Here is a 24,151-nt window from a genome sequence, read left to right as displayed (position 1 = left end):
TGATTTAATCAGCGCTTCCTTAGGCAGCCCCGGGTTCAGAGGGGAATGTTGACGGCCCTTCGGGCCGAAGGTTGCGGCCGCCTATGGCGGCTGGGTGTATTCGCTTGTACTCAAGGGGCGACAGGGCTGCGCCGCTGAGGGTTGTGGACTGCCCTGCGGGCAATGATTATAAAGTCAGCGTTACGAAAGTTACCTTCAGTATCATATAGCATGATAAACATCCTGATGATTGGCTCACTACGTTCGCCCCCTATCCGGCTTCGCCGGACTTACCCAAAGGGAAGCGCCTCACGAAATTTTCAGTCGCCTACGGCTCCCTACAAATTTCGTTCCCTTGCCACCCCTATTCAGGGCAGAATAAACTGCTCCATGCTTCTCTGCAAAGTCATGTGGCCCATTGGAAAGTATCCATAGTGCCCTCTCCTGCAGAGCAATACCACAACCCTTCTACACAACCTGCCGCGTCAGCGGCGCCCCTGCGCCCGTAAAGGCGCAGGCCCCAGACACCGGCCAAGGGGCTTTAAGAATATGCTTCCCTAAACCTTATTTCCTTTTAGAAATCAAAGAGGGACATCTGCTCTTCTTCCGGCAGGTCTTTCAGTATCCCCATGTCGTCCATGGTGTCGATAATGGTCTGGCTTACTTTACCCCTCTTCCGAAGGTCTTCTTTGGATGTGAAGGGGTGACTGTCCCTGGCCCTTACGATTTCCTTGGCTACGGAATCGCCCAGGGCGGGGATGCAGTTGAAGGGAGGCAGGAGCTTTCCGTCCACCATCTTGAATTCGGAGGCGGCGGACTTATCCAGGCTGATAGGCATGAATTCCAGCCCCCGGAGGTACATTTCCGCCGCCACTTCGATGACCGTGGCATTTCCTTTTTCCACGGCAGTGGGATGCTCCAGGGAGGCAATGCGGGCCAGTTCCTGTTTCTGGGATTCCAGTCCCCTCAGGATGACCGGTGCGTTGAAGGAACCTTCGGCGCGGATGGTGAAGTAGGCTGCATAGTAGGCCAGGGGCTGGTACACCTTGAACCAGGCAATGCGGAAGGCCATCATAACGTAGGCCACGGCGTGGGCCCTTGGGAAGAGATAGCCGATTTTAAGGCAGGAGTCGATGAACCACTGGGGTACATGGGCGGCGTCCAGTTCCGCCTTGTTGTTGGAACCGTTCTTTTCAAGGCCCTTCCCCTTACGGACATTTTCCATGACCTTGAAGGAGGTAAGGGGCTTGACGCCGTGGTTGATGAGGTAGTTCATTACGTCGTCACGGGTGGAAATCGCATCTTCCAGTTTGACTGTACCATTTTTGATGAGGTCCTGGGCATTGTTCAGCCATACGTCGGTACCGTGGGAGAAGCCGGAAATTCGTACCAGTTCGGAGAAGTTTTTCGGCCTCGTGTCTTCCAGCATGCCCCTGACGAAGGGGGTGCCGTATTCCGGAAGGCCCAGGGCACCGACAGTGACCCCTTTGTTTCCAATCACCGCCGCCAGCTGCTGGGGCGTGATACCCAGGGCTTCGGTGGAACTGAAAAGGGAGAGTGTCTTCTTGTCATCGAAGGGAATGGACATGGGGTCGATACCCGTAATATCCTGAAGCATACGGATGACCTTGGGATCATCGTGGCCCAGTATATCCAGTTTCAGCATACGGCCGGAAATGGAATGGTAATCGAAGTGGGTGGTAATGGTACCGGGAATCACATTGCCCTCTTCATCCTTCAGGTATTTCTTGTTGGCGGCATACTGGAGGGGTGTGAAATTGTGGATGTCCATGTCCCTTGGGCATACCATAATGCCTGCCGGGTGCTGTCCGGTGGTGCGCTTTACCCCCGCCACGCCGGCAGCCAGTTTTTCGATGAAAATATCATTGAAGGTGAGGCCCCGGTTCTCTGCATATTTCTTAACAAAGCCGTAGGCCGTCTTATCCTGGATGCCTGCAATGGTGCCAGCGCGGAATACGTTGTCCCGTCCGAAGAGTTCTTCTGTGTACTTATGGGCCACGCCCTGGTCATCGCCGGAGGAGAAGTTCAGGTCGATATCAGGGACTTTATCGCCGTCAAAGCCGAGGAATACGGCAAAAGGAATATCGTGACCGTTTTTATTGAGGGGCGTGCCGCACTCCGGGCATTTCTTGTCGGGAAGGTCGAATCCGCCGCCTACGGAGCCGTCGGTAAAGAACTGTGTCCAGTGGCACTTGGGGCATACATAGTGAGGAGGCAGGGGGTTGACTTCCGTAATGCCTGACATGGTGGCTACGAAGGAGGAGCCTACAGAGCCTCGGGAGCCTACCAGGTAGCCCCGGTCGTTGGAGTGTTTTACCAGCTTGTGGGCAATGTAGTACAGTACGCCGTAGCCGTGCTTGATAATCGGTGTCAGTTCCAGGATCAGCCTGTCTTCCACGATTTTGGGGAGAGGGTCTCCGTAAATGGCATGGGCATTGTCATAGCACATTTTCACCAGTTTATCGTCGGCGCCGGAAATTTTCGGGTTGTAGGATTTCCATTCCTCCGCCAGCGGCTTCAAAACTTCGCACTGCTCTGCAATCTTCCGGGTATTGGTCACAACGATTTCAATGGCTTTATCCTTGGGAAGGTAGGAGAATTCATCCAGCATTTCCTGGGTAGTACGGATGTATACAGGGGGATGGGATTCGATTTTCCCTGGCTTTTCCCAGTTGGAAAGAAGAATGTCCCGATTTCTCTGGTCTTCGGCAAACATGTAATGGGCATCGGAGGTGGCACACACAGGGCGGCCTGCCTTTTCCCCGATTTCAATGACCTTCCGGTTCAGATCCTGCAGGTCTTTTTCGGAATTCACATTGCCGAATTTATCTTCGTTGATAAGAAATTCATTATTTCCAAGGGGCTGCACTTCCAGGTAATCGTAAAATTTTGCCTTTTGAATAAGTTCCTCATCACTTTCCCCGGCCAGGACGGCACGGAAAAATTCACCCATTACGCAGGCGGAGCCGTAAATGAGGCCTTCGTGATATTCTTCCAGAATGGGCTTGGGAATGAGCGGCCGCTTCCTGTAGAACTTCAGATGGGACAGGGTGACCATGCGGTACAGGTTGCGGAGGCCTGTAATGTTTTTCGCCAGGATAATGATATGGTTGTACTGCTGGCGGTCGGTGTCCGGATTTTCCGGAATCTCATTGATCATGTACCCTTCCATGCCGTAAATTACCTTCTGGTGGTATTTTTCCGCCAGATCCTGGATTTTCGGGAAAGCCTGGATGACGCCATGATCCGTAATGGCCACAGCCGGATGGTGCCATTTGGCGGCGGTCTTGATGATTTCTTCGTTATCAATGAGACCGTCAAGGCTCATCTTTGTATGAAGATGGAGTTCCACCCGGGGGGTGGGATAGTCGTCTTCATGGTCGATGACCTTGGCTTCTCCCTTTTCTATCTGCAGGAGAAGAAGTTCCAATGCATTGCCGCCGGAATACTTGTCATAGCGCACATTGCCCCTCACCTTGACTACGGTGCCGGGCTTCAGTGATTCCACCCCCGCCGCTTCTTCGGGATGATCAAAAAATTTCTTGCAGGAAATACCATTGGTCTCGTCGGCCAGGCGCATGATGAAGAGCTTTTTCTTGCTGCGGAGTTCCCTCACTTCGCAGCTGATGACGGTGCCATTGACAATGACGCCGTCCGCCTCATCCGTAATGGTTCTGATGTCCACCGGCTCGCCGGTAATGTGCTTCCGTCCCAGATAGATACCATTCACAGCGCCCCCCTTCTTTCCCCCGTCCTTAGGAGAGGAAATGAAGGCACTCTTGGGAAGCACGCTGGTAAGGTCAGGCAGAATGTCCGGCATATCCATTTCCGGTACACTGCCTGTCTCCGGCGGCAGCAGCGCCGCGTCCGGCGGAATATCATCCAGGGTGGGAAGGGCCATTTCGTCGGGAGGAAGAGCGAAATTTTCCATAGGCTCCTCGCCCGGGAGAGGAATGTCTTCTACGCCCATGTCACCGGAAGGCATGGAATCTTCCGGTTCCTTATACGACGGGGCTCCCATGTCCAGGGCAATGGCTGCAAACACTTCATCCGATACGTCTTCTCCATTTACATAAATGGACTCCACCGGAGTGAGTTCCTTTCCCATAGCCTTCAGGGCGCGGACAGCCGCATTCCTGTCGTCTGCCTTGATATACCAGGCCCGGCATTCTGTATCTACTTCCATCAATGTAATCATGGAATTCTTATTCCGTGACTGCAGACGGTATTTTCCCATGGATGTACTCCTTTCATGATAAAGCCTGCCTGCAAGAGAGGCCTCTTTCCTATGATGATTCAGCCCTCTCCATCTTTCGGCAGGTCTTCTTTATTCTTATAAGTCACCATCGTATCCACCGCTTCATAGTCCGATTCGAAGATGTCATGATATACCCTTCCGTCGGCCCATTTCACGCTCTGTTTGATGGTTACATTTTTCCCTTCATGCCCTTCTTCCGTCTTCTTGTCCTCCTTCTGGGATGGATCCAGACGGTTCACGGTCTTGAAGGGAACCGTTTCTTCTTTTATTTTTGAAATATCCACATAGGAAGGCCTGTCTTCCTCATTGCCCAGTATCCATACGGTCACCCGGCCCGGTGCGTATTCGGCATAAATGTAGACGCCGTGCTTCAGATGGTTGCGGAAGCAGAAGTCAATCACCCCTTCCGCCACAGTGGCGTCCCGCCCCAGAGGCACATAGGATACGGGAGAAAAATGGCAGGTTCTCTGGGTCACTTCCAGTCCGGAAAGGATGACCGCATTGAAAAGGGTGGAACTCACCTGGCATACACCGCCGCCGGAACCGGGCTCCAGTTTGCCGTTGATAATGACCGGCGCTTCCTTGTATCCGTTGGCGGCGGAACGGGATCCGGTGGTTTGGTTGTAAGAAAAACCATCCCCCGGCTTCAGGTAGGTGCCGCTGATTTTTTCTGCAGCCAGGGAAATATTGCTACTCCTGTTGGCATCTCCTCCAAAGGAGGTGCTGTATCTTCCCAGCACCCTGTTCACTTCCGACGCTTCTTTGTCCGACATATTGGGCTTCACCTCTTCGGTGACAGGGATTTCTATTTCCCCTCCCTTTCCTGTTTCCAGCATTTCCCTCACTTTATTCGTAAGGTCTTCTTCCTTCACAGCCAGATGGGGCCGCCCTCTGGAAAAGGTGACGGAGCCGTCATTATGGAAGCGGGGCAGGGCATTTTGGGCCGGCTGCCCGTATTTCTTCACAAGTTCCCCGATTTTATCCTTTAAGACATTCTCATCAAATGCGGCGTCAATATGGGCTGATCTGCCGGAAAGAAGAACCTTCCACCGGACCTCCCACTGTTTGAAAAGGCTTCCCTGCCTTCCGATTTCCATAGCCTCATCCAGGCTGTGCTCATCATAGCGGACATGAAGATCCTTATAGCTCCATTCTTCCCGGGAGGAATCCTTCACCAGTGCCAGCTTTTCCTTTTCCATGGCTCTGTTCTGCTCATCCAGGACATCCATGAGCTCCGCCCTTGACCGGCCGCCGGCGGAAATGCCGTTAATCCGGACGCCGGGAATAACAGCATCTCCTTTCACCCAGAGAAAGGGGGCGGCTACTCCCGACAGGAGTGCCACCAGTGAAATCATGCCTGCTATGCGTTTGATTCGTAATTTCAATGAACAGCTACCTTCATTTCATGCAATATGTAAGAAGCAGGTCCTTCAGTTCCAGGTCTGAAGCCCCCTGCCTTGTCTTCATCTGATAATTAAAAATCTGGAGCAGAAACCATTCCGCATCCCTTTCCTTCACTTTGGACGCTTCCTGCTGCATATTCCGCCACATCCAGGAAGTACGTGCCCCCAGGGCCTCTTTGATTTCCGATTCCGGACGGCGGCATCTTTTCATTTCATGGAAAATTTTAATCTTTCTGAATTTGGAAGAAAGAAATCCCAGATTTTTGATGGTGGATGGAATATCCGTGAAAACGCGGTCCGCACTTTCCAGCACCACCGCCGCCTTTTTGTCCAACAGGGCATCGGTAAAGCGGAAAATGCCCTGGTTCATGTAGTCCGGAAGCGCCGCTTCCAGCAGTTTCCGGGTCACCGTGTCCCTGTTTCCGCACATCAGCACAATTTTATCACATTCCGTCTGCAGAAGGGGAGAAGAAATCTGCTCCCAGGAAGAGAGAACCGTTTCCAGGTATCCCCGGGCTTCATAGTCCACCCGTTTCCCTTCATCCGCCAGCATGCGTATCATGGTGCCCGCCGCGTCCCGGGGATTCATGAGGCTGTACTCTTCGGCGGTGCAGATGGAAAGGAGGGTCTTTACAATTTTTGTCCTCTTGTCCACCTTCCCGTCCACCAGGATCACCAGCAGAATCTCAGGGGATAAATCTTTTAAAATCTGCAGGAAGATTTCTTCCTTTTTATCCTCCTTTTCCGACCGTCTTTTCAAGAAGGGAGGATTGTGGATGGCCACCGCCGTTTCCGCTGTAAAGAGGGACTGCCCTTCCAGCGCATTTTTGTATTCATCGAAGCTGCCGTTTCCGTCAAAGAGTGTCACATCCGGCGGATTTCCATGGAAATAGGAGGCAATGAGACTCCTCTTGCGGATATTGGCTGATACGGGATCATCGCCGTACAAAAAGAAGCAGTTATTCTTATTCACTTTCTTCATAACCATGATGTGCCTTCCAGCTCCCATCTCCCCCGGAAGGATGCGGTCTGCATGCCTTCCTGATACACATTGGCTGCGGGGTAATTTTTAAATTCAAATAAATCCATATCCTCAAAGGAGGAGGCGAGATGGCTTCCGCCGTACACAATAACTTCCGCCTGCACCCTGTCTATTTCCTCCTCCGGTATGCCCTCCCCCCTCTTTCGCCCCGAGGCGGCCCACAGGGTATGACGGGGAAAGGAAATATCCGAAAGCCCTCTTTCCCCGGAAAGATAGACTCCCCTGTCCCCTTCTGAAAGGAGCCAGCTGCTTCCGTTGGTAAGGAAGGACAGATTTCCCAGACGAAGGCGGCAGGCGGAAAGAGGCCGAAGGGTGCCTTCAAAGCCTTCCATGAGCCAGGGCGCCTTCTTTTCCACCCTTCCCCCGGTGACCCATATTTCCCTTACCTTCACCGGCAGGGTGAGAGGAATAGGCTCCTTCACATCCTCCAGGTTCAGAATCAGCACATCTGCATCAAAAACACCTTCATAGCCCAGAATGGATTTCCATTCCCAGTCCGATGTGTGGGAAGGAATGCTGCCGCCCTTATAGTATAAAATTTTATGGCCGCCGGTGACAAGGATGGCTCCCTGATCAGGCCCCAGATCAGGGAAGCAGACCAGGGTCTCCGGTTTCGTCACATAGAGAAAGAGGGTAAGGCCCAGAAGACCGCTCCAGACCCCCAGGGCACTGACAGTCCGCCATCGGAAGGCGGTGATTTCCTTTTTGAAATAGAGAAAAGCCACGGTGGCGTAATAGAGAATCCCCTGCACCAGGGTCATGCTGCCTGTCTGCAGGGCAGCCCGGGGCCAGGCGGAAAGGCGAAGATTCAGATGAATGCCCGCCCAGAGAAGATAGTCGGACACATGAAGAATTCCTCCTGCCAGGGGCAGAAAGACCGGCGCCGCAGCAGCAGCCAGCAGCCCTGCGATAATAACCCATTCCAAAAAGGGCGTAACAAAAAGGTTGGCAGGAATGAAATAGAGGGGAAAGGTGTGAAAATCATAAAGCATGACGGGAATGGTCAGCACCTGGGCCGCCGTAGAAAGGGCGACGCCTTCCTTCACCCATTTGGGAAGAAGGGGAAGGGGCAGCAGCTCTCCCATAAGGGGCCGGTAAAAGATAAGAATGCCCGCCGATGCCCCTACGGAGAGCTGGAAGCTCACATCATAAAGGTAAAAAGGATCCCATAGCAGCATGCCTGCCACTGCAGCGCCAAGGAGGTTAAGGGATGTCTTTTCCCTTTCCAGAAATACGCCGCCTACGGAAAGAATCCCCATCACCGCCGCACGAATCACCGGCGGCACCAGTCCTGACAGGAAGGAATAGAAAAGCACCAGTACCACGGCACCGCCAATCACCAATTTTCTCGGCAGGTGAAGCCATTTCCCCAGAAAATAAAGAAAGCCGAAAAGAAGGGCCACATGGGAGCCGGAAACAGAAAGAATGTGGATGATACCGGTGGCGGAAAAGGAGTTCATAATGGATTCCGGTATGTCACCGTAATTGCCGCCAAAAAGGAGGGTCATAAGGATGTGAAGCCTGATGGAATCCATGTAGGGTGCAAACCAGGCCGCAATCTTCTCCTTGATTTCATCGGCCTTCCTGGCGGCCTCATATTTTCCGCTTCTTCCTTCCAAGTGGACGGCGGCCTTCTGCTTTGGATAAATCCGTCCGATAAGCCGGCGGCTCCGGTACCTTCCTTCCAGATCAATTTTGCCGGGATTTTTGTAAATCCTCACCGCCGTCATTTTTCCGGTGACGGAAATCCTGTCTCCGGTGCGGTAAAAAGTCTTTGGCTCCGTATCATAGAGGAAAGCGGTGCCGGACAGGGATTTCGTCTCCCCGTCTCCATAGGTTACAGTCTCCAGCTCCGTGTAATAGCGGGCATATACTTCGCCCTTCTCATTCACCGCCGGCGCTTCTTTCACAATCCCCTGCCATCGGCCTTCGCTCCCTGCCGCCCAGGATGACTGCTGCTGCCAGTACAGGTCTGCCAGAAACATGCGTCCCATGCCGCAGAAAAGAATGAACAGGATCGGAAGGAGGACTGCTATCCCCCGTTTTCCTTTCCACAGCAGGGCAAAAAGAAGAAAGCATCCGCCTGCCAGGGGAAGCGCCGGGAGAAAGCCCATGATAAAAGAGGGAAATGCATCATAAAGCATGATTCCCAGCGCCAGGCAAAGGGCACTCCAAAGCAGGGGATACTTGGTATTCATAGTGTGATCTTATCCGCCAGTTTCTTGAATTTCCCATCGCTGATGGACGGTACGTGTTTCAGGTCTTCCTTGCTGTTAAACCAGCCATGCTCCTCCCTGTAGGCTATGATTTTTTCCGCAGTCACCTTGCCTACCCCGGGCAGGGTCTCCAGCTCTTTGGCACCGGCTGTATTGATATTCACCAGGCCCAGGGCGCCGGGATCCTTCATGTAGGGGTCCAGGGGAATGTATATTTTCATACTTTCCGTCACCGGCTCTGCCATATTCACCCCGTTCACATCGGCATAGGGAAGTACATCTCCCGCTGCCTTCACCGCATCATAATAGTGGCTGCCTTCCGGTATTTCGTACACGCCGGGGTTCTTTACGGCGCCTACCACATACACCAGAATGGTTCCCCCCTTGCCCGAAGGCCTGGCTACCTCCACCGGCGGCGGTGCCTTTTCTTCCCGCAGGGACAGGGGATCCAGCACAAAAAAGGACAGCCCCATGAGAACACATGCAATACATAAACAAAGAAGTATAGCTCTCCTTTTGTCTCCATCGGTTCCCATAGGCCTGTCCCCCTGTTTCAAAAGACCCAGAAAGTAAGGTTAAGAATCATTTGGCTTAAGGAAATACCGAATCCGGTCTTCCCTCTCTGCATGCCCCGGCATGCAGTATCTTTATTTCTTCTGTGTATCCTGGGGCTGCTGTTCCTGCTGGCGGGCAGCGGCGGAATTGGAATCAATCAGGCTCTGGCGGTTCTTTTTCAGGCTGTCCAGCACGTTTTCCATATTCGTTTCCACATACTTCAGCACATCGGTGGCATAGGTGACGGAACTGGTACGCAGCTCATCGGCCGATTTGTTGGCAGCGGAAATGACTTCATTCGCTCTTTCCTGGGCCTGCTTCACCAGTTCGCTTTCTTCCGTAATGCGGGCAATGTAGTCCTTGGCCTGGGCTACCGTATCTTCCGCCTTCTTTTCGGCATCCAGCATGATTCGTTCCTTATCGGCCACAATCCGTCTTGCACTTTCCAGTTCGTTGGGCAGGGACTGGTTAATGGCGTCAATCAGCCTTTCCACCTCGTCCTTATCCACCATTTTCTTATTGGTGAAGGGGACTTCGCTGGCATTGTTAATTACATTTTCAAGTTCTTCCAGAAGTTTTCTTGTATCCATAATCGGCAGCCTCATTTCTTAATAGAATTTACTTTCCTTTTTATCATTTCCTGGACAAAGGGCGGCACCATGGAGGTTACATCTCCATTAAAATGGGCCAGCTCCCGGACGCCGGTAGAAGAAAGATAGGAATAACGGCCATCCGTCATAAAGAATGCTGTTTCCAGGGTGGGATCAATCTTTTTTATCATCAGGGCTCTCTGGAATTCATATTCGAAATCGCTGAATGCCCGGAGTCCTCGAATCAGGAGATGGCAGTTCTTTCTGGCTGCATATTCATTCAGAAGTCCGTCGAAGGCATCCACTTCCACATTGGGAATATCCTTCGTCGTTTCCTTCAGCATGGTGATGCGTTCTTCCGTGGTGAACATGTAGTGCTTTGTGGGATTCAAAAAAGCCGCCACAATCAGTTTGTCTACAAGACCGGCACTTCTTCTGATAATATCGAGATGACCATAGGTGACCGGATCAAAGCTTCCGGGGCATATAGCTAATTTCATTCAAACCTTCTCCTCATTATCTGCACTGCAGATAACTTACAACAATCGCTCCCACCTTTTTCTCTTTCCATAACTCGCATTTCCCTTCGAAAAGAGACAAATCCGGTGGTTCGGATACTGAATGTTCTGCAATAATGATGGCTTCTTCCGCCGGAAGGCCACAGGCAAAGACCTGTGCCAGGATTTCATTAATGTATCCCTTCCTGTAGGGCGGATCCATGAAAATGTAGTCGAAAGTCTGCCCCTGAAGTGCACGAAGGGAGGACGAAACGTCCCCTTTCAGGATGCGGCATCGGTCATCCACATGACAGCGGCGCCCGTTTTCTTTGATAACCGCACCGGTGGCTTTATCAATAAAAACAGCCTCCGACGCACCCCGGCTCAATGCTTCCAGTCCCATGGCACCGGTACCTGCAAAAATATCAAGCACCCTGGTCTCCAGAAGACCCACATTGGCCAGCACATTGAAAACGCTTTCCCGCACCCGTCCCAGCGTAGGCCGGGTATTTCTGCCGGACGGAGCCGACAGCAGAGTGCCCCTGGCGCTTCCTCCAATAATTTTCATATGTTCTACCTCATATTGCACCATGCAAAAAGCAGATACTGCTTTTCACACTTATGTTCATTATAGCATAAAAGACCATGTAAATCGCTGATAAGCATAAAATTTTTTATGGCGGAAATGGTTTCCTGTTCGGCATGGAAGCGCTGTGTTTCAACTCATAGGGAAACTTTTGGCATATAGTTTCCTATTCGACTTGCTGCCATGGCGGTTCGCACCGACAGAAAACTTTTCGCTAATAGTTTCCTATTCGGCTACAGTTCCCTGCCCCACATGACGCCACTGTTGCTCATCGCCATAGGAAACTATTCACCCATAGTTTCCTATGGCGATGTCTGCCCGGCGACCCTCACATAGGATAGGTTTCAGACTCTGCTTTCTTGGCCCTGGTCATAAGGATTTCCAGGGCTTCCCTGGCGTTGTGGTCTCCTGTAATCAGGTGGCATACTTCTTCCGTAATGGGCATGTCTATATGTTCTCTCAGCGCGATTTCATGGACGAGACGGGCGGTGCGGATGCCTTCTACCACCATATTGGTGCTGCGGCTGATTTCATCAGCGGTCATGCCTTTGGCCATCATCATGCCGGCTCTGTGGTTGCGGCTGTGGACGCTGGTGCAGGTGCATACCAGGTCTCCCATGCCGGAAAGGCCGAAGAAGGTGGTCATCTGGGCGCCGAAATGAACGCCGAACCTTGTCATTTCCACCAGTCCCCGGGTCATGAGGGCGGCGCGGCAGTTGTCTCCAAGGCCGATGCCGTCCAGAACGCCGCAGGCCAGGGCCATAATATTTTTCAGGGCGCCGCCGTATTCCACGCCCCGGATATCATCGCTGCGGTATACGCGAAACACCGGGCTCATGTACAGATCCTGCACAATCTGCACAGCCTCCGGCACAGCAGAAGCGGCTACCGTGGCACAGGGGAGCCCTATGCCCACTTCTTCAGCATGGTTCGGGCCGGAAAGGGCTACGATCCTGTCGGTAATGGTTCCCACTTCCTTGCTGATTCCTTCGGAAAGGCGATGGCCTTCGCTGTCTGCCAGTCCCTTGGAAGCGCATACCACCACCGCATCCTTCATAAGCCAGGGCTTCAGGCAGGCTGCCATTTCCTGCACCACATGGGAAGGGGTGCAGATGATGACGCAGCCAGCTCCTTTGACCGCTTCTTCCAGACTGCTGGTAATCCGTATCTTCTCAGGGATATGGGCTCCCGGCAGGTACTCCCTGTTTTCCCGGCTTGCCCGCATTTCCTCTGCGGCGGCCGGATTTCTGCAGTACATGATGAGGTCGTCGTTCTTTCCCGCCAGTTCTATCATCATGGCCGTTCCCCATCCGCCGGCTCCGATCATTGCAATTTTCAAAGGTATTACCTCTTTTCCCTGGTAATAGGCTTTTCCTCTCCCCGAAGAAGCCTTCCAATGTTATCTTTGTGTTTTCCGATGACTATCACCGCCGCCAGTGCACCAAAAGCCACGTACTCCAGCGGTTCTCCCACAATCAGCATGACAATGGGCACCACCGGCGCTGCCAGGATGGAGCCCAGTGAAACGATGTGCTTCCATTTGAAAATGGCAAGCCATACAAGAAAAGCAGCCAGCACGGCAGGAGCACAGATATAGGTAAAGGCCCCTACGCCGCAGGCCACGCCTTTGCCGCTTTTGAAATGAAGGAAAACGGACCAGTCGTTGCCGATGATGGCAGATACAGCGCATAGAAGTACAATCAAAGGATCCGGCATACCCAGATGGACGGCGATAAATCCCTTCATGAAATCGCAGAGAAATACAGCTAGTCCCGCTTTGGCCCCCAGCTCCCGATAGGCGTTGGTGGCGCCGATATTACCGCTTCCCACTTTTTTCAGATTGACGCCGTAGAAAATACGGCCGATCAGATAACCGCTGGGAATGGCCCCTATAAAATAGGCCAGCACAATCCACAGGATGGACTCCATCACTCGTCGCCACCATCCTTTTTGCTCCGTACTACGATACGGATAGGCGTGCCTTCAAAACTGAAGGCTTCCCGCAGCTTATTTTCAATGAAACGGACATAGGAAAAATGAATCAGGTTGGCGTCATTGACGAACATGACAAAGGTTGGCGGACGTACCCCTACTTCCGTCATGTAGTAAATCTTGGCCACCCTGCCGGAATGGGCGGGCGGCGGATTAATCATTTTCGCATCTTCCAGAAGGTCATTGAGGACAGAGGTGGGAACGCGGAGGCTCTGCTGCTCTGCCACATTGTAAATCATATCCCCCAGACGGTGGATTCTCTGCTTCGTCAGAGCCGATCCGAAAAGCATGGGCGCATAGGAAGCAAAAGGAAGACCGTTCTTGATTTCCTTTTCAAATTCGTTGATAGTATGTTCATCTTTGGTAATGGAATCCCATTTATTGACAAAGAGGATGAGCCCCTTGCCTGCTTCATGAATGTAGCCGATGATTTTCTTATCCTGCTCCGTGAGCTTGTCTTCCGCATCAATGACGAAAATAGCCACGTCGCAGTTGTCAATGGCCCGGATAGAACGGATAACGCTGTATTTTTCCAGCGGTTCGTCGATTTTGCTTTTCTTCCGCATGCCCGCCGTATCTACCAGGATAAAGGTCTTTCCCTTATAGGTCCAAAGGGAATCCACCGCATCCCTGGTGGTTCCCATTTCATCAGCCACCAGCGACCGTTCATAGCCCAGGAGAGAATTGATGAGAGTGGATTTTCCCACATTCGGCCTGCCTACGATGGCAGTGCGGATAATATCTTCCGACTCCTCTTCATGAAGATCAGGGAAACCTTCCGTAATGCGGTCCAGAAGGTCGCCGAAGTTCAGGCGGTTCACGGCGGAAATGCCGATGGGGTCTCCCAGTCCCAGGGAATAGAATTCATACACATCCATTTCCTGGTTATCGCTGTCCACCTTATTCACCGCCAGCACCACCGGCTTGCCGGTTTTCCGAAGGAGCCCCGCAATGGTTTCATCATCACTGGTCATGCCCGTCCTTGCATCCACCACAAAGAGAATGACATCGGCCTCTTCCATGGCCAGCTCCGCCTGCTGCCGGATGCCGCTGGAAATCCGGTCCTTTTCATTCCTGAATTCGATGCCGCCGGTATCAATCAGGGTGAATTCCTTGTCCAGCCATTTCACATCACAGTAAATCCTGTCTCGAGTTACACCGGGGATGTCCTCCACAATAGATACGCGCCGCTGGGCCAGTCCGTTAATCAGGGTCGATTTTCCCACATTGGGCCTGCCTACAATGGCAACGAGAGGTTTACTCATAAGTCCCCATCCTTTCTATATTGGAAATCAAATATATTGTCATAACTACCTTGGAGCAACACTTCTCCATTTTTATTCATACTGTATTGAAATTGTATGACGGATAAGAGTTTATGTCAAGGAAAATGGGTTCCTGGCCGGTTTGACGCCTCTGCTATTCACCGCGGCAGGAAACTCTTTGTGAAAGGTTTCCTATTCGGCATGGCACTTCTGTGGTTCATACCGACAGGAAACTGTTTGCTAATAGTTTCCTGTCCCACATGACGCCACAGCTGCTTATCACAATAGAAAACTATTAGCCCATAGTTTCCTGTCCCACATGATGCCATAGCTGCTCATCACAATAGGAACCCTTTCACCTGCAGTTTCCTGTCCGGCTTGAGGCTTCTATCATTCACTTCAACAGGAACCTTTTCTGCCAAACAAAAAGCCGCCCCTGGAGGGGGCAGCCTCTTTATTCGGATGAATTATTCTTCAGCCGGAGCTTCCTCGTGGGACGGAGCTTCTTCCAGTGCGAAGGAGATTCTTCTGCGGCCTTCATCAATGTTGATGATGCGGACTTTGAGATCGTCTCCTACCTGGCAGATGTCGCCGGGTTTCTTGTTGTGGTCGTCGGTCATTTCGTTGATGTGGAGGAGACCGGTGAGGACGTCGTCCAGTTCTACGATTACGCCGAATTCAAGAATCTTGACTACCTTGGCGTCCACAATGTCATCTACCTGATGATCATGGACAGCGGTTTCCCAGGGGTTGGGCAGGCAGTCTTTGTGGCTGAAGGAGATTCTCTGTTTTTCGCGGTCGAAGGATTTGATTTTTACATCGATTTCCTGTTCCGGTTTGAGAACGTCTTCCACTTTAGCAATCTTCTTCCAGGAAATATCGGAAATGTGGAGAAGGCCTTCTACGCCGTTGATGCCGACGAATGCGCCGTATGGCATGATCTTCTTTACAGTGCCTTTGAGAACGTCGCCGTTTTCATAAGCCTTTTCGATTTCATCCATTTCTGCATTTCTTTCATCTTCCAGAACTGCTTTGCGGGACAGAACCAGTCTGTTCTTTGCGCGGTCCACTTCCAGAATCTTAGCCTGGAAAGTCTTGCCTACCAGGTTCTGCAGGGAATGAACGAAGCGGAGATCGCCTTGGGAGAGGGGAATGAATCCGCGGAGAGATTTAATCTGAACGAGCAGACCCACTTTAATAGCTTCGATGCCTTCGCATTCTACCGGTTCACCCTTTTCGAATGCTTCTTCCACTACATCCCAGTCTGCCAGACGGTCAACTTTAATCTTGGATACGTAAATGGTGCTGTCTTCCTTTACTCCGCTGACGATCTGTACACGGAGTGTATCTCCGATTTTCAGCACATCCTTCAGGGATGCCGGTGCCGGGTAGGAATATTCATGTGCCAAAAGAACAGCTTCTGTCTTATATCCGAAAGAGATATAAGCCTTGTCGTCGTAAAGGTCTACTACATTACCTTCTACAACGCTGCCCTTGTGTACATCCAGGTTCATTTCCTCCTGATCCAGCATTTCCTTCATGTTTTCCATAATACAAACTACCTCCTCTATGATCCAGTCCGGTGTGGATGCACCGGCGGTGATGCCAATCTTGTCCCGACTGTGGAACCAGCTCGGTTTTAGTTCCCCAGCCGTTTCGATATGATATGTCCTTGTGCCCTCGTTCCTGCAGATTTCCGCAAGTCTTGAGGTGTTGGCGCTGTTGCGCCCGCCAATGACGATCATCACATCTACTTTATCCGCCAGCTCACGAGCCGCCTGCTGCCTCTGCATGGTGGCGTCACAAATGGATTTGTTGACGTGAAGGTTTTTTACCTTCTTTTCCAAAGCATTGACAAGCCGGTCGGCCAAGACAGCTGAAAATGTGGTCTGCGTGACTATATAGGCTTCTTCCAGTGGCGGGAGTGCATCTACATCTTCCATGGTTTCTACCTGGTAAGAATGTCCCACCGCCCATTCTGCCACACTCTTCATTTCAGGGTGTCTCTTTTCACCGATGAGTATAACCTCTCTTCCGTCCTCCACCAGTCGATGTGCCATCTCCTGGTTTCTTCTGACGAAGGGACAGGTCGCGTCCATTAGGGCCAGATTTTTGCACTTAAGCATATTATAGCACGAAGGCCCCACTCCGTGCGAGCGAATTATTACAGTTTCATCGGTAAGTCCGTCGAAATTGTCCACCGGAGGAATTCCCCGGTCGGCTAGTTTCCCTACCACCTGGGGATTATGGATGATAGGTCCGTAGGTAACGGCTTTTATGCCGGAATCTGCGGCTTTTTCGGCTATTTTCAGCGCTCTTCTCACGCCGTAGCAGAATCCCATCACCTTTGCTCTGTAAATTTCCATACTGAATTTTCCTGTTCCTTTAATTGTTATAATCAGACTTTCGTTTGACTAATAAAAAAAATCAATAGCCTGCGAAACGGGATTTTAAAGAAATGGTACACTGTCTCCCTTTTCATAGGCTTCCATCATGGCCTCTATCCGTTCCTTCACCAGCCCATCCAGTTCCTTCGTATTTCTGTCATCGGGCCTTGCCTTCCTGACCTCCACCGGCTTCCCTATGAGCACCGCCAGCTTCCCTTTCTTTTGGGGAAGAGGTTCCGAACCTATAATGGCCAGAGGAATCACCGGCGTGCCGGTCAGTATGGCAAGAAAGGCCATGCCTGGATGAAACCGGGACAGTCGCCTGCCATGGATAATGCCCCCTTCCGGAAATATGAGGAGGGCCTCTCCCCCTTTGATAATCCGGACGCTCTGGCGGATGGCTCCCATGTCAGCGCTGTTTCTTTTCACCGGGAAAGCCCCCAGCTTTCGGATAAGCCAGCCGAAGAGGGGATTTCTAAAGAGCTCGGACTTGGCCATGTAGCTGAGGCGCCGGTTATGAAAGGCGACTCCCGCAAGAGGCGGGTCAAAATAGCTCTTATGGTTGGCCGCTATGATGACGGCGCCCCGGAGGGGGATATTATCCTTTCCTTCCACCTGAAGGCGAAAGATATGAAAGAAGAAAAAGTCCAGAAGGGCCCGGATGATTGTGTATCCCATAGTCTCGCTTCCCTGTTTTCAGGAAATCTTTGCCTGGTACTCATCCATAAGCTGCTGGATTTTCCCTTTAATTTCTTCATTCAGCTCTGCCACCAGTTCATCGGTAGGCCGCTGTTTTTTCACGGGCACCGGTTTTCCGATAAGGACGGCCAGGGGACCTTTCCTGTGAGGCAGGTACCGGGATCCGATGACTGCCACCGGCAGGATAGGGGTGCCTGTCATCAGTGCCAGGGAGGCCATGCCGGAATGGAACCGTCCCAGGCCCTCCCTCCTGATTCTGGTGCCTTCGGGGAAAATGCCCAGGGGATTTCCTGCTTTCAGCTCCCGGATGGCCTGGCGGATGGCGGTCCTGTCCACGGCGCCCCGTTTCACCGGGAAGGTGCCGAACTGGCGGATAATCCACCCGAAAATGGGATTTTTAAAAAGCTCTTCCTTTGCCATATAATGGATGATTCTGGTATCGAAGGCCACGCCGATGAGCGGCGGGTCCCAGTCGCTTTTATGGTTGGGCGCCACGATGATGGCCCCTTTCGGAGGCACATTCTCCCTTCCTTCCACGTGAAGCCTGAAAATCACGAAGAAAATGAAGTTCAGCACCGCCCTTATGATTTTATATCCCATAGTGCCTCCTAGCCGTCAAAGCCGGGAAACTTCATGCGGCATACTTCGATAATGGCTTCTGCCGTTCCTTCCAGGGTCAGGTCCCCGTTATCCAGAAGCACCGCATCCTCCGCCTGCTTCAGGGGTGAAATCTCCCGGTGGCTGTCCAGGTAGTCGCGGCGGCTGATTTCCTTTTCCACATCTTCCATGGTCATTTCCGGATGGCCTTCGGTGAGCTCCTTAAACCGGCGCACCGCCCTTGTATGGACGGAGGCGGTGAGGAAAATCTTCACATCCGCCTTGGGAAGCACGGTGGTGCCGATGTCCCGTCCGTCCAGCACGATGCCCCCCTTTTCCGCCTGTTTCCGCTGGATAGCCACCATGGCAGTCCTTACGCCGCCGATGGCGGAAACTTCCGATACATGGCCCGATACTTCCGGCGTGCGGATATAGGGGGTCACGTCCCTTCCGTCCACAATGACATGCATTACATCCTTGTCAGGGTGCACTTCCATATCCAGCTTTTCCGTCATGGCTGTAATTTCGTCCGGCCCTGTGAGATTCTTTTCCAGCGCTTCATAGGTCACCGCCCGGTACATAGCGCCTGTATCCAGGTAGGCATAGCCCAGCCTTGCGGCCAGGATTTTGGAAACACTGCTTTTCCCTGCCCCCGCAGGGCCGTCAATGGCAATTGATAATTTTTTCATGATAACTCCTTTACAGCCGACAGGGCGGCCAGATGACCGGTGGAGAAGGCAGCCTGCAGGTTATATCCGCCGGTGAAGGCATGGATATCAAGCACCTCTCCTGCCATATATACATGTTTGCAGATTTTGGACTCCATGGTGGAGGGATTGATTTCCTTTACCGATATGCCTCCGGCGGTGACAATGGCTTCAGCAAGGGGCCTCGTGCCGGTAATGGTTAAGGGCAGATGCTTCAGCATACCGGCCAGCCTGAGGCGGTCTCCCTTCTTCAGGTCACTCACCGGAAGATCTCTTGGAATATCTGCCAGAGAAAGCACCACATCGATCATCCGGTGGGGCATAAGATCCACCAGGGCAGAGGCCATCTGCTTCAGATGGTATTTTTCAAAATCCCGGATAAGCCTTTTATCCAGTACATCCAAAGACAGGGCAGGCTTCAGATCGATAGCCCCTTTCACTTCATGGCCCTGGGAGAGCCAGAGAGACACTTTGTCCGACAGAGACAGGACGATGGGGCCGGAAACGCCGAAATGGGTAAAAAGCATTTCGCCGAATTCCTCTCCCTTCCGTCTTCCCCCTCCATCTACGGAAAAAGTTACATTTTTGAGGGATATGCCCTGCAGCTCTCTGGGCCAGCTTTCAGCGCACACCAGGGGAATCAGGGCAGGCCTGATGGCCGTCACCCTGTGTCCCAGCTCCCGGGCCATGGCATAGCCGTCGCCGGTGGAGCCGGTGCGGGGGTAGGAGGCGCCGCCGGTGGTCAGAATCACCGCGTCCGCCCCATAGGTTCCTCTGTCAGTCACCACGCTGCAGGCAGCGCCGTCCTTCTGCAGGATATGGCGTACCGGTTCTTCCAGATGAAGTTCCACCTTTTCCCTGTGAAGAAGCTTCATGAAAAGGTGGCGCACCTCCTGGGCATCATCGCTTTTAGGAAATACGCGGCCGCCCCTTTCCACCTTGGTGGCAAGGCCCCAGCTGTGGAAAAGGGAGAGCAGGTCTTCATTGTTGAATTTTTCATAGGCACTGTATAGGAATTTCCCGTTTCCCGGCGTTTTGGAAATAAAATCCATAATAGGTGCGCTGTTTGTCAGATTGCACCGCCCCTTGCCGGTAATGCCCATTTTTAGTCCTACCTTGGGCATTTTTTCAAAGAGGAGCACCTTTGCCCCTTCATGGGCGGAGGTGACAGCAGCCATGAGGCCTGCCACGCCGGCGCCGATGACAGCAATCCTTTTACCGGTAGAGTTCATATAATTTCCTGACCTCCTCGCTGGTAAGACGGCGGTGGCTGCCACGGGAAAGACCTTCCATGGTGAGGAAGGCATAGCCCGTTCTCACCAGTTCAAACACAGGGTAATGGTAAGCAGCCATCATCTTTCTGATTTCCCTGTTCTTTCCCTCATGCAGCACCATCCTGACCCTGGTTTTATTCTTTTCCTTATCATAGCCCAGGACTTCGATTTCACAGGGCGCCGTCACCCCTGTGTCAATGCGGACGCCCCGGGACATTTTATCCGCTAGCTTGGGGGAATAGCGTCCCCGCACCGTAACCTCATAGGTCTTTGTCACTTCATGGCTGGGATGGGTCAGAATATAGTCCAGATCTCCGTCATTGGTCATAATCAGGAGGCCTTCGGAGTGATAGTCCAGCCGTCCCACAGGAAAAATCCTTTCCCGCACGGTGCGGAAATAGTCCATCACCGTCCGTCTTCCCTGGGGATCGGATACGGAGGTGATGACGCTGTCAGGCTTGTAGAAAAGGAAATACTTTTTCCTTTCCGGCTTCACTACCGTGCCAAGGGCTTCTATCCGGTCTTTCACCGGATCCGCCTCGCTTCCCAGCTCCTTCACCACCCGGCCGTTCACCTTCACCTGTCCTGCCTGGATCAGCTCTTCCGCCTTTCTTCTGGAGCATATGCCTGCATGGCTTAATATTTTCTGTAAACGTTCTTTCAAAATAATTCTCCTTCATCCGGCTTGCCGGACCAACGTGTTTTCAATTCACTTACATCATTCAGGCCCGTGGCCTGCAGGAACCGTCTGGTGGTGCCGTAAAGAATGGGACGGCCCGGCACATCCAGCCTTCCCCTTTCTTCCACCAGATCCTTTTCCATAAGAAGGGCAATCACCCGTCCTGCAGAGACGCCCCGTATCTTTTCGATTTCCACCCGGGTCACCGGCTCCCTGCAGGCAATCACTGCCAGCGTTTCCATAGCCGCCGGTGAAAGGGGCGTCTGCTTTCCCAGAAGAGAGGAAAGCCAGCTGTCATATTTCTTCTTGGTAGCCAAAGTATACCCGCCGCCCGTACGATGAAGGGTAATGCCGAATTCTTCTTTATCGTAACGGGCCTTCAGGTATTCCAGCCCCTTTTCCACGCTCACCGTATCTTCTCCCAGCGCCTTCGCCAGCTCCTCCAGGGATGCAGGCGTGCCCCGGGCAAAAAGAAAGGCTTCTATCAGGGGCGAGAGGGCCGCTGCACCTTTCATACACTGCCTCCTTTGACAACAAAACCTTCCGCCGAATCTTCAATCAGCACTTTTCCCTGCCGTATCAGTTCCAGAAGGGCCAGGAAAACCACCGCCAGACGGAGTCTTGTCTTCATTGTCTTTAAATAATCAGTCATAACCAGGAAATCCTGCCTTTCCAACCGGCTTTCCCACCGTTCCATTTCCCTGTCCAGGGACACCTCTTCCGAAGGAAGCCACTTTTCCTCTTCCTCCGCCAGGGAGTCATAGAGAGAGTAGAAGGCCGCCTGCAGGCGGGAGATGGAAATCCTTCCCTGAAAAACCGCCCGCTTAAACACCTCCGGCTCCCTCATGCGGTAAGGCCGTTCCTCCTCCATCAGGGCCTCGATCCGTGCTTTCACTTCCTTCATCCGCTTGAACTCTTCCAGCGAACGGGACAGCTCCTGCCGGGGATCCTCCGCCTCATCCGTTTCCTCCCGCCGTTTTTCAGGAAGAAGCATTCTGGATTTAATGAGAAGAAGGGTGGCAGCCATAGCAAAAAAGCTGCTGCCCAGATCCAGGTTGAACTGCCGGGCAGACTCCAGATACGCCAGGTACTGGTCCGTAATGAGGTGGATGGGAATATCATGGATATCGATCCTGTTTTTCGTCACCAGATGGAGGAGAAGGTCCAGGGGCCCTTCAAAAAGTGGAATATTCACCTGGTAATTTTCTGCCGCTTCTGCCATGTCTTCTCCCTGCCTCATACCATTGATTTCATGAAAGGGCATACTCACCCATCATGCTTTATAGTAACACACATGGGAATGGAAGGAAACAGGATTCCCAAGGTTCATAAAAGGGGGGCCCTTTCGGTCTGTTGGCACCTGCCTTTGGAAAGGATATAATAATCTTCATAAGGAGAATCCAATATGAAAAAAGATAAACTGCAACCCCTTTCCCTCCCCCCTTTGACCGCCGCCCTCCTGGCAGAAACACAAAGGGAGCGGACTGATTTTGATACCCCCGGCCACCACAGCGGCCGGTTCTTTAACATCACCGCCGAAGGCCGGGCCTTTACCCGCGCCCTGGGCGAGGGCATGTTCCGTGCTGATATTTCCGATTCCTCCTCCGCCATCGGAGACCCTTCCTCCCACGAAGGGGTGTCCGGGGAAGCGGAAAAGCGGGCCGCTTCCCTGTGGCAGAGCGATGAATGCTTCTTTGTCACCGGCGGCACCTCCGCCTCCAACCGTATCTGTGCCAATGCCCTTCTGGCCAGGGGAGACCTGGTGCTTTTTGACCGGAACAATCACAAATCCGCCTGGCAGGGCGCCCTGATAGAGGCAGGCGCCATTCCCGTATACCTCTCTTCCATCCGCAATGACTCCGGCGTCATAGGCCCCGTATCCGATGATTCCATGGATGAAAAGCACCTCAGGGAAGAAATCCGCAGAATCCGTCCTGAAGCCTTTGCCAAAAAGCGGCCCTTCCGGCTGGCCTGCCTGCAGATCTGCACCTATGACGGTCTTTTTGCCAATGTCCGCATGATTCTTGATAAATTAGGCTCCCTTTGTGAATACATCCTTTTTGATGACGCCTGGGGCGGCTATGAAAATTTCATCCCTCTCCTGAAGGACGCGGCAGTCCTGACCTTTCCCTTAAACAGCAGGGCCCCGGGCATCCTGGTCACCCAATCCGTCCATAAACAGCTGGCCGGCCTTTCCATGACCTCCCAGATTCACAAAAAAGACAGCCACATCAAGGATAAACCCTATTACCTTCCCCATGATGTGTGGAATGACACCTATCTCATGCATATTTCCACCTCCCCCTACTACCCATTGCTGGCGGGGTTGGAAATGAATGCCTTCATCCATCAGAAAAAGGGCCCCGCCCTCTGGAAAGAAGCCTTCCGCTCCGCCACCCGCTTTAAAAAAGCCCTTTTAAAGGAAACACTCCTCTTTCCCCCATTCCTTCCTCCTTCCGTCCATGGAAAGAAGTGGGAAAAGGAGCATACCTCATCCATCATGGAAGACCCTGCCTTCTTTGCCCTTTCTCCCAAGGAAGACTGGCATGGCTTTACGAACCTCTCGGAAAAGGCATGCCTCCTGGATCCCTGCAAAATCCTCATAACCACCGGCACTTTTTCCAATCATAGAGAACACTCCATCCCCGCCCCCCTTCTTTCCGCCTATCTGGAAGGACGGGGCATTACGCCGGAGAAATCGGATTTCTATACCCTCCTCTTCCTGGCAGAACCGGGGGACACAAAGAAAAAATACAGATACCTCCTCTCCTGCCTGAAGGATTTTGAAAAAGCCTACTTCAAAAATACCTCCATGGCCCGTTTCATGCCCTCCATCCATGCCCTCCCCGGCGAAGGACTGGCTGATTTCTGCCGTCGTTTCCATGATTTCCTCTTCTCCCATAAGGCAGGAGACCTGCAGCAGTCCCTTTTCAGAGAAGAAGATTTTCCGCCCCGTCCCCTCACCCCCTTTGAGGCCCATCAGCACTTCATCAGCGGAAAGCGAAAGAAACTGCCGCTGGAAAAAGCAAAAGGCCATATCTCCCTGGAAAATGTTCTCCCCTATCCTCCGGGCATTGCGGCTCTTGCCGCCGGTGAAGAATGGACGGAAAAGGTGCTGTCCTATTTCCTCTTTCTGGAATCCTACGGCCGTGAATTTCCTGACTTCATGCCGGAAATCCTGGGCGTCCACCATGATGAAAAGGACTGTCCCTATGTGTGGGTATCCTCTGTATAGAATCTTCCCTTGCCGCCTCTTGTAAAAACCTTCTATGGGGCTGTAAAAAATGATTTACATTTTTTCACAGCCCCTTCTTTGTCTAAGGAAGCGCTGATTAAATCGTTGTCTGATTTTATTCTTGAATTTTTATACAATGCAAGGAATGGGGCGACGCGAATAGCGAGCT

The 24,151-nt window shown here is 52.4% G+C and carries 20 protein-coding genes; 1 reads left to right on the top strand and 19 read right to left on the bottom strand.

Annotated features, from left to right (window positions below):
• Positions 1–553: 553 nt before the first annotated feature.
• The 19 genes from B2Y11_RS05205 to B2Y11_RS05115 form a co-directional block, all read right to left on the bottom strand.
• Complete coding sequence (locus B2Y11_RS05205) at positions 554–4,237, bottom strand: PolC-type DNA polymerase III (protein WP_291057003.1); 3,684 nt, start codon at positions 4,235–4,237, stop codon at positions 554–556.
• Positions 4,238–4,296: 59 nt separating this feature from the next.
• Positions 4,297–5,643, bottom strand: a complete 1,347-nt coding sequence (locus B2Y11_RS05200) for a VanW family protein (RefSeq protein WP_291057001.1) — start codon at positions 5,641–5,643, stop codon at positions 4,297–4,299.
• Positions 5,644–5,656: 13 nt separating this feature from the next.
• Complete coding sequence (gene holA / locus B2Y11_RS05195; RefSeq protein WP_291056999.1) at positions 5,657–6,649, bottom strand: DNA polymerase III subunit delta; 993 nt, start codon at positions 6,647–6,649, stop codon at positions 5,657–5,659.
• Complete coding sequence (locus B2Y11_RS05190; protein WP_291056997.1) at positions 6,640–8,901, bottom strand: ComEC/Rec2 family competence protein; 2,262 nt, start codon at positions 8,899–8,901, stop codon at positions 6,640–6,642. The genes holA and B2Y11_RS05190 overlap by 10 nt, the downstream gene beginning before the upstream one ends.
• Positions 8,898–9,392 carry a helix-hairpin-helix domain-containing protein gene (locus tag B2Y11_RS05185; protein ID WP_291056996.1) on the bottom strand — a complete coding sequence of 165 codons (495 nt, stop codon included), beginning with the start codon at positions 9,390–9,392 and terminating at the stop codon, positions 8,898–8,900. The genes B2Y11_RS05190 and B2Y11_RS05185 overlap by 4 nt, the downstream gene beginning before the upstream one ends.
• Before the next feature lie 174 nt (positions 9,393–9,566).
• Positions 9,567–10,064 carry an ATPase gene (locus B2Y11_RS05180; protein WP_291056994.1) on the bottom strand — a complete coding sequence of 166 codons (498 nt, stop codon included), beginning with the start codon at positions 10,062–10,064 and terminating at the stop codon, positions 9,567–9,569.
• Between the two features lie 11 nt (positions 10,065–10,075).
• The gene (coaD, locus tag B2Y11_RS05175; protein ID WP_291056992.1) at positions 10,076–10,564 is read right to left on the bottom strand and encodes a pantetheine-phosphate adenylyltransferase; all 489 of its coding nucleotides are present in this window, start codon (positions 10,562–10,564) and stop codon (positions 10,076–10,078) included.
• 16 nt (positions 10,565–10,580) lie between these two features.
• Entirely contained in the window at positions 10,581–11,129 is a 549-nt protein-coding gene (rsmD, locus tag B2Y11_RS05170; protein WP_374110029.1) for a 16S rRNA (guanine(966)-N(2))-methyltransferase RsmD, read from the bottom strand.
• 346 nt (positions 11,130–11,475) lie between these two features.
• Entirely contained in the window at positions 11,476–12,486 is a 1,011-nt protein-coding gene (locus B2Y11_RS05165; protein WP_291056988.1) for an NAD(P)H-dependent glycerol-3-phosphate dehydrogenase, read from the bottom strand.
• A gap of 5 nt (positions 12,487–12,491) precedes the next feature.
• Positions 12,492–13,076, bottom strand: a complete 585-nt coding sequence (gene plsY, locus B2Y11_RS05160) for a glycerol-3-phosphate 1-O-acyltransferase PlsY (protein ID WP_291057028.1) — start codon at positions 13,074–13,076, stop codon at positions 12,492–12,494.
• Positions 13,076–14,404, bottom strand: a complete 1,329-nt coding sequence (gene der / locus B2Y11_RS05155; RefSeq protein ID WP_291056986.1) for a ribosome biogenesis GTPase Der — start codon at positions 14,402–14,404, stop codon at positions 13,076–13,078. The genes plsY and der overlap by 1 nt, the downstream gene beginning before the upstream one ends.
• 467 nt (positions 14,405–14,871) lie before the next feature.
• Positions 14,872–16,770 (bottom strand): bifunctional 4-hydroxy-3-methylbut-2-enyl diphosphate reductase/30S ribosomal protein S1, encoded by a 1,899-nt coding sequence (locus B2Y11_RS05150; protein WP_291056984.1) that lies wholly within the window; start codon positions 16,768–16,770, stop codon positions 14,872–14,874.
• A gap of 84 nt (positions 16,771–16,854) precedes the next feature.
• Entirely contained in the window at positions 16,855–17,469 is a 615-nt protein-coding gene (locus tag B2Y11_RS05145) for a lysophospholipid acyltransferase family protein (RefSeq protein WP_291056982.1), read from the bottom strand.
• Positions 17,470–17,487: 18 nt separating this feature from the next.
• The gene (locus B2Y11_RS05140; protein WP_291056980.1) at positions 17,488–18,090 is read right to left on the bottom strand and encodes a lysophospholipid acyltransferase family protein; all 603 of its coding nucleotides are present in this window, start codon (positions 18,088–18,090) and stop codon (positions 17,488–17,490) included.
• Positions 18,091–18,098: 8 nt separating this feature from the next.
• Positions 18,099–18,776 (bottom strand): (d)CMP kinase, encoded by a 678-nt coding sequence (gene cmk / locus B2Y11_RS05135; RefSeq protein ID WP_291056978.1) that lies wholly within the window; start codon positions 18,774–18,776, stop codon positions 18,099–18,101.
• Complete coding sequence (locus B2Y11_RS05130) at positions 18,773–20,026, bottom strand: NAD(P)/FAD-dependent oxidoreductase (protein WP_291056976.1); 1,254 nt, start codon at positions 20,024–20,026, stop codon at positions 18,773–18,775. Before B2Y11_RS05130 ends, cmk begins: the two co-directional genes overlap by 4 nt.
• Positions 20,010–20,732, bottom strand: coding sequence for a pseudouridine synthase (locus B2Y11_RS05125; protein WP_291056974.1), 723 nt, complete (start codon positions 20,730–20,732; stop codon positions 20,010–20,012). The genes B2Y11_RS05130 and B2Y11_RS05125 overlap by 17 nt, the downstream gene beginning before the upstream one ends.
• A complete protein-coding gene (gene scpB / locus B2Y11_RS05120) occupies positions 20,729–21,262 on the bottom strand; it encodes an SMC-Scp complex subunit ScpB (RefSeq protein ID WP_291056972.1) in 534 nt (177 codons plus the stop codon). The genes B2Y11_RS05125 and scpB overlap by 4 nt, the downstream gene beginning before the upstream one ends.
• Complete coding sequence (locus B2Y11_RS05115; protein ID WP_291056970.1) at positions 21,259–21,969, bottom strand: segregation and condensation protein A; 711 nt, start codon at positions 21,967–21,969, stop codon at positions 21,259–21,261. Before B2Y11_RS05115 ends, scpB begins: the two co-directional genes overlap by 4 nt.
• 183 nt (positions 21,970–22,152) lie before the next feature.
• On the opposite strand from B2Y11_RS05115, the gene B2Y11_RS05110 reads away from it, so the two are divergent.
• Positions 22,153–23,982, top strand: a complete 1,830-nt coding sequence (locus B2Y11_RS05110) for an ornithine decarboxylase (RefSeq protein ID WP_291056968.1) — start codon at positions 22,153–22,155, stop codon at positions 23,980–23,982.
• The last annotated feature ends 169 nt before the right edge of the window (positions 23,983–24,151 follow it).

The organism is Dialister sp. UBA1703, assembly GCA_002320515.1.
GTDB lineage: Bacteria > Bacillota > Negativicutes > Veillonellales > Dialisteraceae > Dialister.
The sequence above is the reverse complement of the archived record's forward strand: the minus strand, read 5'-3'. Positions and strand labels throughout refer to the sequence as shown.